The organism is Adlercreutzia muris, assembly GCF_041223505.1.
GTDB classification, from domain to species: Bacteria; Actinomycetota; Coriobacteriia; order Coriobacteriales; family Eggerthellaceae; genus Adlercreutzia; species Adlercreutzia muris.
Window position 1 is genome coordinate 88,889 of the sequence record NZ_JBCLQK010000006.1, and the last position, 11,992, is coordinate 100,880.

Annotated in this window: 13 protein-coding genes and 2 tRNA genes; 14 read left to right on the plus strand and 1 reads right to left on the minus strand. The window is 65.1% G+C overall.

The window, feature by feature from the left end:
* The first annotated feature begins 220 nt into the window (after positions 1–220).
* From gatC to AAK988_RS07045, 14 genes are all read left to right on the plus strand, one after another.
* Positions 221–532, plus strand: a complete 312-nt coding sequence (gatC, locus tag AAK988_RS06980; protein ID WP_028027217.1) for an Asp-tRNA(Asn)/Glu-tRNA(Gln) amidotransferase subunit GatC — start codon at positions 221–223, stop codon at positions 530–532.
* The gene (gatA, locus tag AAK988_RS06985; RefSeq protein ID WP_369872559.1) at positions 532–2,025 is read left to right on the plus strand and encodes an Asp-tRNA(Asn)/Glu-tRNA(Gln) amidotransferase subunit GatA; all 1,494 of its coding nucleotides are present in this window, start codon (positions 532–534) and stop codon (positions 2,023–2,025) included. Before gatC ends, gatA begins: the two co-directional genes overlap by 1 nt.
* Positions 2,026–3,606 (plus strand): Asp-tRNA(Asn)/Glu-tRNA(Gln) amidotransferase subunit GatB, encoded by a 1,581-nt coding sequence (gene gatB, locus AAK988_RS06990; protein WP_369880552.1) that lies wholly within the window; start codon positions 2,026–2,028, stop codon positions 3,604–3,606.
* 233 nt (positions 3,607–3,839) lie between these two features.
* Complete coding sequence (locus AAK988_RS06995) at positions 3,840–4,691, plus strand: Rpn family recombination-promoting nuclease/putative transposase (protein ID WP_369872558.1); 852 nt, start codon at positions 3,840–3,842, stop codon at positions 4,689–4,691.
* Positions 4,692–5,069: 378 nt separating this feature from the next.
* Complete coding sequence (locus AAK988_RS07000) at positions 5,070–5,378, plus strand: holotricin-3 (protein WP_240806188.1); 309 nt, start codon at positions 5,070–5,072, stop codon at positions 5,376–5,378.
* A gap of 184 nt (positions 5,379–5,562) precedes the next feature.
* Positions 5,563–6,903, plus strand: coding sequence for a phenylacetate--CoA ligase family protein (locus AAK988_RS07005; RefSeq protein ID WP_161471752.1), 1,341 nt, complete (start codon positions 5,563–5,565; stop codon positions 6,901–6,903).
* A gap of 94 nt (positions 6,904–6,997) precedes the next feature.
* Complete coding sequence (locus AAK988_RS07010; protein ID WP_282190787.1) at positions 6,998–7,654, plus strand: LysR substrate-binding domain-containing protein; 657 nt, start codon at positions 6,998–7,000, stop codon at positions 7,652–7,654.
* Between the two features lie 72 nt (positions 7,655–7,726).
* Positions 7,727–8,359, plus strand: coding sequence for a 2-oxoacid:acceptor oxidoreductase family protein (locus AAK988_RS07015; RefSeq protein ID WP_369880553.1), 633 nt, complete (start codon positions 7,727–7,729; stop codon positions 8,357–8,359).
* A complete protein-coding gene (locus tag AAK988_RS07020; RefSeq protein ID WP_369872556.1) occupies positions 8,356–8,841 on the plus strand; it encodes a 4Fe-4S binding protein in 486 nt (161 codons plus the stop codon). The genes AAK988_RS07015 and AAK988_RS07020 overlap by 4 nt, the downstream gene beginning before the upstream one ends.
* Positions 8,838–10,031: a transketolase C-terminal domain-containing protein gene (locus AAK988_RS07025; protein WP_369872555.1), complete on the plus strand. Its 1,194-nt coding sequence runs from the start codon at positions 8,838–8,840 to the stop codon at positions 10,029–10,031. Before AAK988_RS07020 ends, AAK988_RS07025 begins: the two co-directional genes overlap by 4 nt.
* Positions 10,028–10,945, plus strand: coding sequence for a thiamine pyrophosphate-dependent enzyme (locus tag AAK988_RS07030; RefSeq protein ID WP_369872554.1), 918 nt, complete (start codon positions 10,028–10,030; stop codon positions 10,943–10,945). The genes AAK988_RS07025 and AAK988_RS07030 overlap by 4 nt, the downstream gene beginning before the upstream one ends.
* 51 nt (positions 10,946–10,996) lie before the next feature.
* Positions 10,997–11,072, plus strand: a tRNA-Arg gene (locus AAK988_RS07035).
* Between the two features lie 48 nt (positions 11,073–11,120).
* A complete protein-coding gene (locus AAK988_RS07040; protein WP_369872553.1) occupies positions 11,121–11,420 on the plus strand; it encodes a nucleotidyltransferase domain-containing protein in 300 nt (99 codons plus the stop codon).
* On the plus strand, positions 11,398–11,826 hold the full coding sequence (locus AAK988_RS07045; RefSeq protein ID WP_369872552.1) for an HI0074 family nucleotidyltransferase substrate-binding subunit: 429 nt from the start codon (positions 11,398–11,400) through the stop codon (positions 11,824–11,826). The genes AAK988_RS07040 and AAK988_RS07045 overlap by 23 nt, the downstream gene beginning before the upstream one ends.
* Before the next feature lie 36 nt (positions 11,827–11,862).
* Here the strand turns inward: AAK988_RS07045 and AAK988_RS07050 are convergent.
* Positions 11,863–11,936: transfer RNA gene (locus tag AAK988_RS07050), tRNA-Gly, on the minus strand.
* Positions 11,937–11,992 lie beyond the last annotated feature (56 nt).

Consider the following 11,992-nt stretch of genomic DNA (forward strand, 5'->3'; position numbering starts at 1 on the left):
TATCGCTTTCTGCAATGCTCTGATCGGGCGTTTTGCCGACTGCCTTCCAAACTGCCGTGCGGTGAGGGGAAGCGAGACGCTCATAACTCTCGACTCGACGCAAAAACTGCCCTGCTCAATTGCTAAATCTTCGCACTCGCTGGGGCGGCGCGTTTTGCAGTCACGCTTTTTGCTATCATAGGGCAGTTAACTTACGGAAATCGAGAAGGAGCGCTCAGCCATGACGCAGCATCTTTCCGAGGCTGATGTGCGGGGCATTGCCGAGTACACCCGCATCGGTCTTACGGCGGAGGAGGTCGTCGCCATGACGGCCGACCTGAACGCCATCATCGACAGCCTCGCGCCCATCACCGAGTTCGACTTGGATGGCGTGGAGCCCACGTTCCATCCCATCGGCGATCTGTCGAACGTCATGCGCGACGACGCGGTGCGTGGCAGTTTCACCCAGGCCGTGGCCCTTGAGAACGCCCCGAAGCAGGAGAGCGGCAGCTTCCTCATCCCGTCCATTCTGGGTGAGGGGGGTGACCGCTAATGGCAACGCCGTTCGGAAGCATGTCCATCGGCGAGCTCCAGGCGGGGCTCGCCGCCAAGGAGTTCTCCGCTGCTGAAGTGGCCCGCGGCACCTTCGAGCGCATCGAGGCCGCCGACGGGGTAGTGCATTCCTTCCTGGAGACCACCGAGGCGCTGGCCCTGGATGCCGCTGCCCGCATCGACGGGGCCATCGCCGAGGGGCGCCTGGCCGAGATGGGCCCTCTGGCCGGCGTGCCTGTGGGCTACAAGGACAACCTGAACCTGACGGGCACTCACACCACCTGTGCCTCGAACATGCTGCGCGACTACGTGTCGCCCTACACCGCCACCTGTGTGGAGCGCACCCTGCGGGCCGGGGCGCTGCCCATCGGCAAGCTGAACATGGACGAGTTCGCCTTCGGCGGCTCCACCGAGACCTCCGCCTTCGGGCCCACGCGTAACCCGTGGGATACCGAGCGCGTGCCCGGCGGCTCCTCGGGCGGCAGCGCCGCGGCTGTGGCGGCAGGCCTCGTGCCCGTGTCCCTCGGCTCCGATACCGGCGGCTCCATCCGCCAGCCCGGCTCCTTCTGCGGCCTGGTGGCCGTGAAGCCCACCTACGGCGTGGTCTCGCGCTACGGCGTGGTGGCCTTCGGCAGCTCGCTGGACCAGGTGGGCCCCTTCGCCCGCTCAGTGGAAGACGCGGCGCTCGTTCTGAACGCCATCGCCGGCCGCGACGCGTTGGACTGCACGAGCCAGCCGAGCGAGGTGGACTTCACGGCGAACCTCGCCGAGGGGGTGCGCGGCATGAAGATTGGTGTCGTGCCCGCGTTCTTGGAAGCCGCCGGCTTGGCCCCCGAGGTGAGGGCCAAGACCCAAGAGGCCGCCCTCGCCCTGGAGAAGATGGGCGCCGAGCTTGTGGAAGTGGAGCTGCCCCATGCTCAAGCGGCCATGAGCGCCTACTACGTGTTGGGTCCCTGCGAGGCCTTCAGCAACCTGGCCCGCTTCGACTCGGTGCGCTACGGCTACTGCGATCCGGGCCACAAGGACCTGGGCAGCCAGTACGAGGCCAGCCGCGCCCGCGGCTTCGGGCCCGAGGCGCGCCGCCGCATCATGCTCGGTAGCTACCTTCTGTCGGCTGGCGTGTACGACACGTACTACTACCCGGCTCAGCAGGTGCGCACCCTCATCACCCGCGACTTTGCCGTCGCCTACGAGTCGGTGGACTGCATCCTCGCGCCGGTGGCCCCGCGCACGGCCTTCAAGCTCGGCGAGATCGGCGATCCCACCGAGATGTATTTGGGCGACATGTTCACCATCTCCATCAACATCGCCGGCAACGGCGGCATGTCCGTGCCCGTGGGCCTAGGCGCCGACACGGGCCTGCCCGTGGGCGTGCAGCTCATCGCGCCGCCCTTCAAGGACGCGAACATGTTCCGCGCCGCAGCGGCCCTGGAGACCGTCTACGGTCCGGCACCGGTGGCCCCCGACTACGCCGACGGAAAGGTGGGTGCGTAAATGAAGACGTTGGAAGAGGTATTCGAGACCTGGGAGGCCGTCATCGGCCTGGAGATCCACGCCGAGCTGACCACTCTGGAGACGAAGATGTTCTGCGGCTGCAAGCTGGAGTTCGGCGCGGCCCCCAACACCCACACCTGCCCGGTGTGCCTGGGGCTGCCCGGGGCGCTTCCCGTGCCCAACCGCGCGGCCATCGAGTCCATCGTACTGGCGGGTTTGGCCACCAACTGCGATATCGAGAAGCACTCGATGTTCTACCGCAAGAACTACATGTATCCTGATATGGCGAAGAACTTCCAAACTACTCAGGGCCCCATCGCCTTCTGCATGCGCGGTCACTTGGATCTGGATGTGGACGGCCGCGGGGCTGCCGAGCGCTATCGCCTGGACGCCCTTGCGCCCGGTGAGCGCGACGGCAACATCACGCGCACCGAGGACGGGTACGTGGCCCATGTGGGCATCACCCGCATCCACATGGAGGAGGACGCCGGCAAGATGGTGCACCTCGGCGGCGGGGAGGGCCGCATCGCCGGGGCCACGCACTCGCTGGTAGACTACAACCGCGCCGGCACGCCCTTGATCGAGTTGGTGACCGAGCCCGACCTGCGCACGCCCGAGGAGGCGCGCCTGTTCATGCAGAAGCTGCGCCAGATTTACCTGGCCTTACGTATCTCCGACTGCTCCATGGAGGAGGGCAGCCTCCGCTGCGACGGCAACGTGTCCCTGCGCCGTCGCGGCACCACTGCTTTCGGCACCAAGACCGAGCTGAAGAACATGAACTCCTTCAAGAATCTCCACGACGGCTTGGCCTATGAGATCTGCCGTCAGGCCGAGGTGCTGGAAGAGGGGGGCGTCATCTACCAGGAGACGCGTCACTGGGACCCGTCCGCCAAGCGCACCATCGTCATGCGCGTGAAGGAGACCGCCGACGACTACCGCCTGTTCCCCGAGCCCGACTTGGCGCCCTATGATCTCACCGACGAGTTTATCGAAGGGGTGCGGGCCAAGCTGCCCGAGCTGCCCGACCAGAAGGCGGCCCGCTACGCCGCCGACTTCGGGCTCACCTCCTACGATGCTCGCCACTTGGTGGAACACCGCGCTACCGCAGACTTCTTCGACGAGTGCATGGCGCTGGCTGCCGCTGAGGCCGATGGCGGCGCGTTCGCCAAGCCGCTTGCGAACCTCATCATCAACGATGTGACGGCGTGGCTCAATGCCCACGAGGGCGAGGCGCTGGTCGCCACGCCGCTCTCGGCCGCCCGTGCGGTGTCCCTCGTGAAGCTGACGGTCGCCGATGCCATCTCCTCCAAGCAGGCCAAGGAGGTGTTCGCCGCCATCATGGACGAGGACGCCGACCCCGAGGCCATTGTAGAGGCCCGCGGTATGAAGCAAGTGTCCGATACCGGCGCCATCGAAGCGGTGGTGGACGAGGTGATCGCCGCCAACCCCGACGAAGTGGCCCGTTACCGCGACGGCAACGACAAGCTCATCGGGTTTTTCGTAGGCCAGTGCATGAAGGCCATGCGCGGCCAGGGCAACCCCAAGATCATCAACGAGCTTCTGGCGAAGAAGCTGGGGTAGGGAAGCGAAGTCGTCAATTTTGCCTTGCGCCGCGAAGGGCCGTCCTGAAAGGGGCGGCCCTTCGTTTAGAAGGGGGCCTCTCCTTTCAAAGTAGTACTTTTTCCTCTTGCATTCGCTATCTCACGATCTTATAATGGAACAAATGTTCTTACAATTTCACCAGAGGTGAAACTGAGGCTGGGGAGCCCCTAACCCGGAGACGGGGACAGCCGCCGAGAGGAAAGGGGGCTGCCATGACCAGCCGTATTACCATATCCAACAACTTCATGTTCGGGCGCGTGCTCTGTCGCGAGGATATTTGCCGGGGCTTTTTAGAGCGCGTCCTCGGTACCGAAGTGGGTTCCATCTCCTATCTCAACCGGGAGCAGGTGCTCCAGCCCGCCGTGGCATCCCGCGGGGTGCGGCTCGATGTGTACGCTGAGACGGCCTTGGGCGTCATCGATGTGGAGATGCAGGCCAATCCCCATGCCGATTTGGGGCGCCGTCTGCGCTACTATCAAGCGAGCATCGATTCGGGGTTGCTCGACCAGGGCTCGTCGTGGAGGGATTTGCGCGACAGCTACATCATCTTTGCCTGTGATTTCGACTGGCCCGGCGCAGGCCTTCCCGTGTACACCTTCGACCGTCTCTGCCGGGAGAATCCGGCCCTTGCGGCCCAAACTGGCTCCACGTGGGTGGTGCTGAACGCACGGGCCGCCGCTGCCGCGCCCAGTAAGGGGCTGCGTAATCTGCTAGAATATATTCAAAGAGGCTCCGTAGCGCCAGATGACAAGCTCGTGAGCGCCATGGATGCCGAAGTCTCCACGGCCAATGAGGACAGAGAGTGGGTGGGCTCCGTGATGACCGTAAGAGATTTGCTGGAAGAGGCCCGCGCTGATGCCATCGCCGAAGGCCTGGCAGAAGGCCGTGCCGAGGGTATTGCCGAGGGCCGCGAGGAAGGCCTGGCCGAGGGCCGCGCCGAGGGTGTTGCCAGGATGGCTGCTCTTGCGGCCAAGTTGGCAGAAGATGGCCGCGCTGAAGACGTCCTTTCCGTTATGGCTGACCCTGTGGCGGTTGAGAATCTTCTTCGAGAATACGGATTGTAGGGTTCTATCTGCAAGAAAATCCGCATCCCGCGGGGAGCGCGGCCTTGCGGGGAGAGATCGGGTTAGGCTGCTCGTTAGCGGCGATGTGCCTGTCGTCGACGGGCCGAAGGCGATGCAGTCGGCGCCATAGCTTGCGCCTTCTGTCGTAAAGATGCGGCCAGCTGCAAACGTGTCGACCTCAATGTGCGGCTCGGGAGTTGGCGATCGATCCGGCAAAAGTTGGGCGCCGCGTCCGCGACCGGCAACGATCGATTGCCGGTTTCGGTGTTTGGCTGTGACGGGTTCGTGACAGGGGTGGCGCTCGGGCGCCCCTGCGCGGAGGCAATGGTAGAATCCCAACCAAAAGTTGTAAGGTCAACATTGACGAAGGGATTTCCCATGGGCATCTTCAAGGACGAGAACGGCCGCAGCTACGGCGACTGGACGCGTCGCGGCCAGGGCCGCACGAGCGAGCACGCCAACGATATCGTCACGACGGGCGACGAGAAGAAGTGGTACGACCAGACCTTCTGGATCGTGTTCTTCCTGATTGTGCTGTGGCCCGTGGGACTGGTGATGATGTGGCGCGGCGCTTGCACCTGGCACGTCGCCGTGAAGGTGATCGTCACCATTGCGATCCTGGGCCTCGTCGTGGTGTCCTACCAGATGTCCCAGGCCGTTTTGGCCGCCCAGGGCACACTCGGCTAGAGGAGAGCTTCGTTTTCCCTGATGAAAGCCTGCCATCGACCTTCGCGATGGCGGGCTTTCCCTATTCTGTATGCGTTTTGCCCTTGCTCGGCGTCCTGGCTTCGGGCATCATACTGACCCACGCGAAAGAGGCGAGGAGACGCTGGGTCTCCCGCATTCCAGGAGACCGGAACAAGGAGCAGTGATGGCGAAGAAGAACATCCCCTACGATCAGAAGTACTACGATCCTGAGATCGAGTGCATGCCGCGGCCCGAGCTGGAGGCCATGCAGCTGGAGCGTTTGCAGGAGATGGTGGCCTACGCCTACGAGAACACCGTCTGGTACAAGCGCTCTTTCGACGAGGCCGGCGTCGCGCCTGCCGACATCAAGACCCTGAAGGACCTGGAGAAGTTCCCCTTCGTGGATAAGAAGACCGAGCGCGAGACCCAGCACGTGGGCTCGTTCTTCGGCGAGATGTGCTCGGTGCCCGAAGAGGAGGTCATCTTCATGGCCACCTCGTCCGGCTCCACGGGCGTGCCCACGGTGAGCCCCTTTACCCAGGAGGACTTCGACCTGTGGCAGGACACCGAGGCGCGCCTGTTCTGGCAGGCTGGCATGCGCCCCACCGACCGTTATGTGCACGGCCTGAACTTCGCCCTCTACGTGGGCGGCCCCGACGTCATCGGCGCCCAGCGTCTGGGGGCTCTGGCCATCTGGGTGGGCGCGGTTCCCTCCGACCGCCTCATCTTCGTGCTGCAGCAGTACCAGCCCACGGTGATCTGGACGAGCCCGTCCTACGCCTGGACGCTGGGCGAGAAGATCAAGGAGAAGGGGCTCGACCCGCGCCGCGACTTCTCCATCCACACCATCATCGTGGCCGGCGAGCCGGGCGGCTCCATCAAAAGCACCCGCGAGGCCATCGAGAACCTGTGGGACGCGAAGGTGGTGGACTTCTTCGGGCTGTCCGACATCTACGGCGCCTGCGCGGCGGCCTGCGAGGCCCACGACGGCCTGCATATCGTGGAGGACCAGATCCTCGTGGAGACCGTGGACCCGGCCACCGGCGAGGTGCTTGAACCCGGTGAGGTGGGCGAGCTGGTGTACACCACCCTCATGAAGAAGGCCCGCCCCATGATCCGCTTCCGCACCGGAGACATCGGATACGTGTCCAACGAGCAGTGCACCTGCGGGCGCACCCTGGCCCGCATCCACATCACCGGCCGCAAGGACGAGATGTTCATCGTGGGCGCCGTGAACGTGTTCCCCTCCGATGTGGAGTACGTGGTGCGCGCCGAGGCGGGGCTGACGGGCGAGTACCTCATCCGCGTCTACGACGAGAACTTCTCCACCCGCTACGAGGTGAGCGTGGAGCGCGCCCAGGGGTCCGACGAGCCCTTCGACGCCGTGGCCGCCCGCGTGTCGGCGGCGCTGAAGGCCCATACCGGCGTGAAGCCGGCCAAGGTGCTCGTCTACGACGCCGGCAAGCTGGGCACCTCCTCCGAGCACAAGGCCAGCCGCTTCATCGACGAGCGCAAGGGCGCCTAGGGCCCGAAGTTCCTCGTTGCACTTGATGGCCGCGCGCTGCCCTCCGGCCGTGTGCGGCCCGCTATAATGCGGATAACCGATAGAAGGGAACCCTATGACCGCTTTCGACTTCTCCATCTCCGGGCAGCACTACCTGTTCGACGTGCAGTCCTTCGCCCACACCATCTTGGCCGCCGGCGGCGATAGCTATTCCTACGCCCTGCGCGACCGCACCACCCAGGGGGTCATCGATGACGTGGCCTCGGGCACCTCCGAGCTGGGCGTGGTCATGCTGACCTCGGCCACCGAGGCGGCGCTCACCGAGGCCTTCACCGAGGCCGGGCTCACCTTCCACGAGCTGGCTGCCTCGGCGCCGCTGGTGGCCCTGCCGTCGAGCCATCCGCTCGTGAACGCCAAAAAGCTCAGCTTGGAGCAGCTGGCCGATTACCCCTATGTGTATTTCGACCAGGGCGAGGGCGCTCCCATCGCCTTTTACGAGGAGGCCCTGTCCGACGTGCCCCGGGCCAAGAAGGTGGCCTGCACCGACCGCGCGTCGCTCACCGAGCTCATCATGGCCATCAACGGCTATACGGTGACGAGCGGCATTTTGGTGGGCATCACCGACGGCAGCGCGCTCACGACCATTCCGCTGGAGACCGATGTGGTGCTGCATCTGGGCTATGTGTCTGCCGACAATCGCGACCTGTCGGTCATGGGGGAGCGCTTCGTCACCCACCTCGCCCGCAGTCTGGACTACTATGCGAATAAATAGTCGCGAGGGATAACGAGAGAGATGCAAGGGCGGCCGTTACGGTCGCCCTTCGGTATTGAGAGAGGGATGCCCATGCTGGAAGTCATTTGGCACGCGCGGGGCGGGCAGGGGGCCTTTACGGCGGCCCGGTGCCTGGGCGCCGCGGCGGCCCTGTCGGCTGGGGCGTGCGCTCTGGCCTTTCCGACCTTCGGCCCGGAACGAAGGGGCGCTCCCATGCGCGCGTTCACGAAGATCGATGGGGCGCCTATCGGCGACCGCAGCGTCGTGGCCCGGGCGGGCATCGTGGTGTACCTGGACGAGACGCTGCTGGATGACAGCTGGGATGCCGAGCTGGCCGACGGCGGCCTCATGCTGCTGAACACGCGCCGCGCAGTGGACGACCCGCGCGTGGTGGCCATTGACGCCGACGGCATCTCGGCGGCCGTGCTGGGACGACCCATTCCCAACACGGTGTTTTTGGGCGCCATTCCGGCGGTGTGCGGCGCGGTGAGCCTGCACGACGTGCACGAGGGCATTCGCGCCACCATGCCCGCGCGGCTGCATGAGAAGAACGTGCGCATCGTGGATGCCGCCTTCGAGGCGCTGGCATCCCGGCCCGATTTGCCCCACCTGGGCGGCCTCGGTCAGCGCGGGGGTGATTCGGGCACGGGCCTGTTCGATTTGGCGGCCGCGGTGCTGCTTGAGGGAGAGGGGAGCGAGGCATGACCGATCGGAAGTTCACGCCCCATCTGCGGGAGGGCCTGGGGGCGCGGCCCGAGGAGTTTGCCCGCTCCACCTGCTTTGAGGGCGGTTACCTCACCTCGGTGAACGCCGGCTGGCGCAGCCTGCGGCCCTTGATCGACCCGGTGCAGTGCACGCTGTGCCTCAACTGCTATATGTACTGCCCCGACGGCACCATATTCAAGGTGCGCGACGGCGAGGGCGTCTGCACGGCGCTTGCCATCGACTACGATTTCTGCAAGGGCTGCGGCGTGTGTGCGAAGGTGTGCCCCGTGCCCTGCATCGCCATGGTGGACGAACGCGGCGACGGGGAAGTGGCGGCGGGGATCTCGGGCGTCTCGACCGAGCGAGTTTTGCAGCGACGGGAGCAGGACCTCATGTCCTGTTCCCCAAAGCGAGGGCTGTCTGAGCGAATCGAGATGTCCGAGACCCCCGTTCGGAAAGATGCAGAAGGAGGTGCGGCATGAGGAAGTTCCTCTCGGGCAACGAGGCCTTCGCCGAGGGCGTGCGCCTGGCGCGGCCCCAGGTGATATCGGCCTATCCCATCACGCCCCAGACCACGGTGGTGGAGGCCTTGGCCTCCATGGTGGAAGAGGGTAGCCTTGCCTGCGAGTACCTGCACGTGGAAAGCGAGCATACCGCGCTGGCAGCGGCCATGGGGGCGTCGGCTACGGGCGCGCGCACGTTCACGGCCACCTCGTCCCAGGGCCTGCTGTACATGGCCGAGTGCCTCACCTACGTCTCGGGCGGGCGGTTTCCCATTGTGATGATGAACGCGAACCGCGCCCTGGCCCTGCCGTGGAACATCTACGGCGATCAGCGCGACTCCCTTTCGCTTCTGGATCACGGCTGGATCCAGGTGTATGCCGAGAACAACCAGGAGGCGCTCGATCTGGCGCTCATGGCCTACGCCGTGGCCGAGGACGAGCGCGTGAGCCTGCCGGTGATGGTGAACGTGGACGGCTTCGCCCTCACCCACACCTACGAGTCGGTGGAGGTGCCTGAGGCCCAGGCTGCCGACGCCTTCCTGCCGCCCTATGCTACGGCCAACCGCTTCGATTTCGAGCGCCCGGTGAGCATCGGCTATTCTGCCGGCCCCGAGTTCAACGGCCACTACCAGTACTGGCACCACCGCGACATGCTGGCCGCCGAGACGGTGGTGGAAGAGGTGGAGGCCCGCTTCGCCGCCACCTGCGGGCGCCGGTACCCGGGCCTTGTGGACGCCTACCGCTGCGAGGACGCCGATTTAGTGCTGGTCACCTTGGGCTCGGCAGCCGGCATCGCCCGCGATGTGGCCGACGAGCTGCGGGCGGCGGGCACGCGAGCCGGCGTGCTGCGCATCCGCTACCTGCGCCCGGTGCCCGGCCGCCAGCTTGCCGAGGCCCTGGCCGGGGTGGCGGCCGTGGGCGTGCTGGAGAAGGACATCTCCTTCGGCGGCGACGGCGGCGCGGTGTTCTCTACCGTGCTGGCCGCCTGTGCCCGCCGCGGCGTGGCCCGGCCGGCCCTGAATTTCATCGGGGGCCTGGGCGGCGCCGATATTTCCCGCGACCAGGTGCGGGCCTGCTTCGCCGATCTGGAGCGCTTGGCAGCCGGCCAGGGCGAGGCCGGCCGGGTCGTGTTCTTGGGCATTGACGACGAGGAAGGGGGTCTGCGATGACCGTGAACGCGCGCAACATCACCGATGAGGAGTTCTTCTACGGCCACAAGGCCTGCCCTGGCTGCGGCGGCGCCCTTGTGGTGCGCCAGGTGCTGAAGGTGCTCGGGCCCCATGCGGTGAGCGCCCTGCCCGCCGGATGCATGAGCGCCGTGGGCTTCAACTTCCCCCAGCTGGCCTTCGGCAACAACGCCATGATCACCCCCTTCGCCGCCACGGCCGCGGTGCTCTCGGGCATTCGGGCCGGGCTTGCGGCCCAGGGGACGGCGCCCGACGACTGCACGGTGGTGGGCTTTGCCGGCGACGGCGGCACGGCCGATATCGGCCTGCAGGCTCTGTCGGGGGCCATCGACCGCAACGACGATGTGCTCTACATCTGCTACGACAACGAGGCCTACATGAACACGGGCATTCAGAAGTCGGGGCTCACGCCCTTCGGCGCCTCCACGACGACCACGCCCGCCGGCGCGCGCGAGCATGGCTGTCTCACGGGCAAGAAGAGCCTGTTCGACATTGTGGCGGCCCATGGCATTCCCTATGCCGCCACGGCTTCGGTGGGCTATCTGAGCGACTTTTTGAAGAAGGTGGAACGGGCCCGCGATGTGCGCGGCACGCGCTTCATCCACGTGATGGCGCCTTGCCCGGTGGGTTGGGGCTTTCCCTCGGAGGACATGGTGGACGTGGCCAAGGAAATCGTGGACACGGGCCTGTGGTACCTCGCCGAGTACAAGGGTCCGGCGCTGTCGGGAGTGCCCGGGGGCGCGTTCCGTTTGAACCGCAACCCGCGCGCGTTCAAGCCCATCGAGCCCTACCTGCGCCGCCAGGGCCGCTTCCGCGCCGATGACGAGGCCGACTTGGCCGCCATCGAGGCCGCCCGCGACGAGCGCTGGGCCTATATGCGCGAGCGATGGGCATAGCGGGCCGGTTGCGCTATAATAGGCAACCTGCCGAGGTGGCTCGGCGTTTTTGCGCCCATGGCTCAACGGATAGAGCAACGGACTTCTAATCCGTAGGTTGTAGGTTCGATTCCTACTGGGCGCGCCAGAAATATGCAGAGCCGGGCATAGGTCCGGCTCTTTTGCTAGGAGTGCCTTGTACGAGTATCTGGACATAGCCAAAAAGCCTTCGTGCGTGCTTACCTCGGTGGACGAGACCGTGGGCGCCGTTGCGTCCATCTGCCGCGAGTTGGACTCGAAGGCCTGGTTGTTCGGCTCCCAAGCACGGGGACGGGCTCGCTTGACGAGCGATATCGACATTGCCGTTCTCAGCGACGATTTTTCCGAGGTGGAGGAGCGGGTGGAGTCCCTCGATACGGTTTTCCCCATCGATCTGGTCGATCTCTCGCTGACCTACAAGAAAGGGATTGAAGATGCCTGGATTAACATTGCGTGAGCGCTTCGAGTCCTTTTTGAGGCTTCTGGCAGATACGTGCGAGTTCCTCGATCAGATGCCTCGCTACAGCAAACGCGATGGCGCCGCGGTGATTTACGCGTTCAACAGCCTGTTCGATATATCATGGAAGCTGATGAAGGACTCTCTGTCGGACTTCTACGGGTTGAGCGATGTGAAGCCCTCGCCGCGCGACATCATCAAGCAGGCGGGACAGGTGGGGCTGATCGAGAGCCAGGAGCTGTGGCTTTCGATGCTGAGGAACCGCAATCTCAGCACCCATGACTACATGAGCACCGATCACGAGCATTATTGCGGATTGATTGCAGCCGAGTACGTGCCCCTGATGGAGCAGCTGCGGCAGACCGTGGCAACTCAGCTGGCGGAAATAGAGGACGAGGTAGAATAGCAAAACGGCCCCGGAAACCGGGGCCGAGACGTTTTCTGGAGCGGGCGACGGGAATCGAACCCGCCTCATCAGCTTGGAAGGCTGAGGTTCTACCAATGAACTACGCCCGCACGATGCAACTTGCATAGTATAGCGCAATCCGGCCGCCCTGCAACGAGAAAACAGA

What these genes read in the sequence shown, in the direction of transcription:
- AAK988_RS07045 (WP_369872552.1), top strand. Translation starts at nt 11,398, where the DNA reads ATGCCTGGATTAACATTGCGTGAGCGCTTCGAGTCCTTTTTGAGGCTT.
- AAK988_RS06995 (WP_369872558.1), top strand. Translation starts at nt 3,840, where the DNA reads ATGACCAGCCGTATTACCATATCCAACAACTTCATGTTCGGGCGCGTG.
- AAK988_RS07025 (WP_369872555.1), top strand. Translation starts at nt 8,838, where the DNA reads ATGAGGAAGTTCCTCTCGGGCAACGAGGCCTTCGCCGAGGGCGTGCGC.
- gatB (WP_369880552.1), top strand. Translation starts at nt 2,026, where the DNA reads ATGAAGACGTTGGAAGAGGTATTCGAGACCTGGGAGGCCGTCATCGGC.
- AAK988_RS07015 (WP_369880553.1), top strand. Translation starts at nt 7,727, where the DNA reads ATGCTGGAAGTCATTTGGCACGCGCGGGGCGGGCAGGGGGCCTTTACG.
- AAK988_RS07030 (WP_369872554.1), top strand. Translation starts at nt 10,028, where the DNA reads ATGACCGTGAACGCGCGCAACATCACCGATGAGGAGTTCTTCTACGGC.
- gatC (WP_028027217.1), top strand. Translation starts at nt 221, where the DNA reads ATGACGCAGCATCTTTCCGAGGCTGATGTGCGGGGCATTGCCGAGTAC.
- AAK988_RS07005 (WP_161471752.1), top strand. Translation starts at nt 5,563, where the DNA reads ATGGCGAAGAAGAACATCCCCTACGATCAGAAGTACTACGATCCTGAG.
- AAK988_RS07010 (WP_282190787.1), top strand. Translation starts at nt 6,998, where the DNA reads ATGACCGCTTTCGACTTCTCCATCTCCGGGCAGCACTACCTGTTCGAC.
- gatA (WP_369872559.1), top strand. Translation starts at nt 532, where the DNA reads ATGGCAACGCCGTTCGGAAGCATGTCCATCGGCGAGCTCCAGGCGGGG.
- AAK988_RS07000 (WP_240806188.1), top strand. Translation starts at nt 5,070, where the DNA reads ATGGGCATCTTCAAGGACGAGAACGGCCGCAGCTACGGCGACTGGACG.
- AAK988_RS07020 (WP_369872556.1), top strand. Translation starts at nt 8,356, where the DNA reads ATGACCGATCGGAAGTTCACGCCCCATCTGCGGGAGGGCCTGGGGGCG.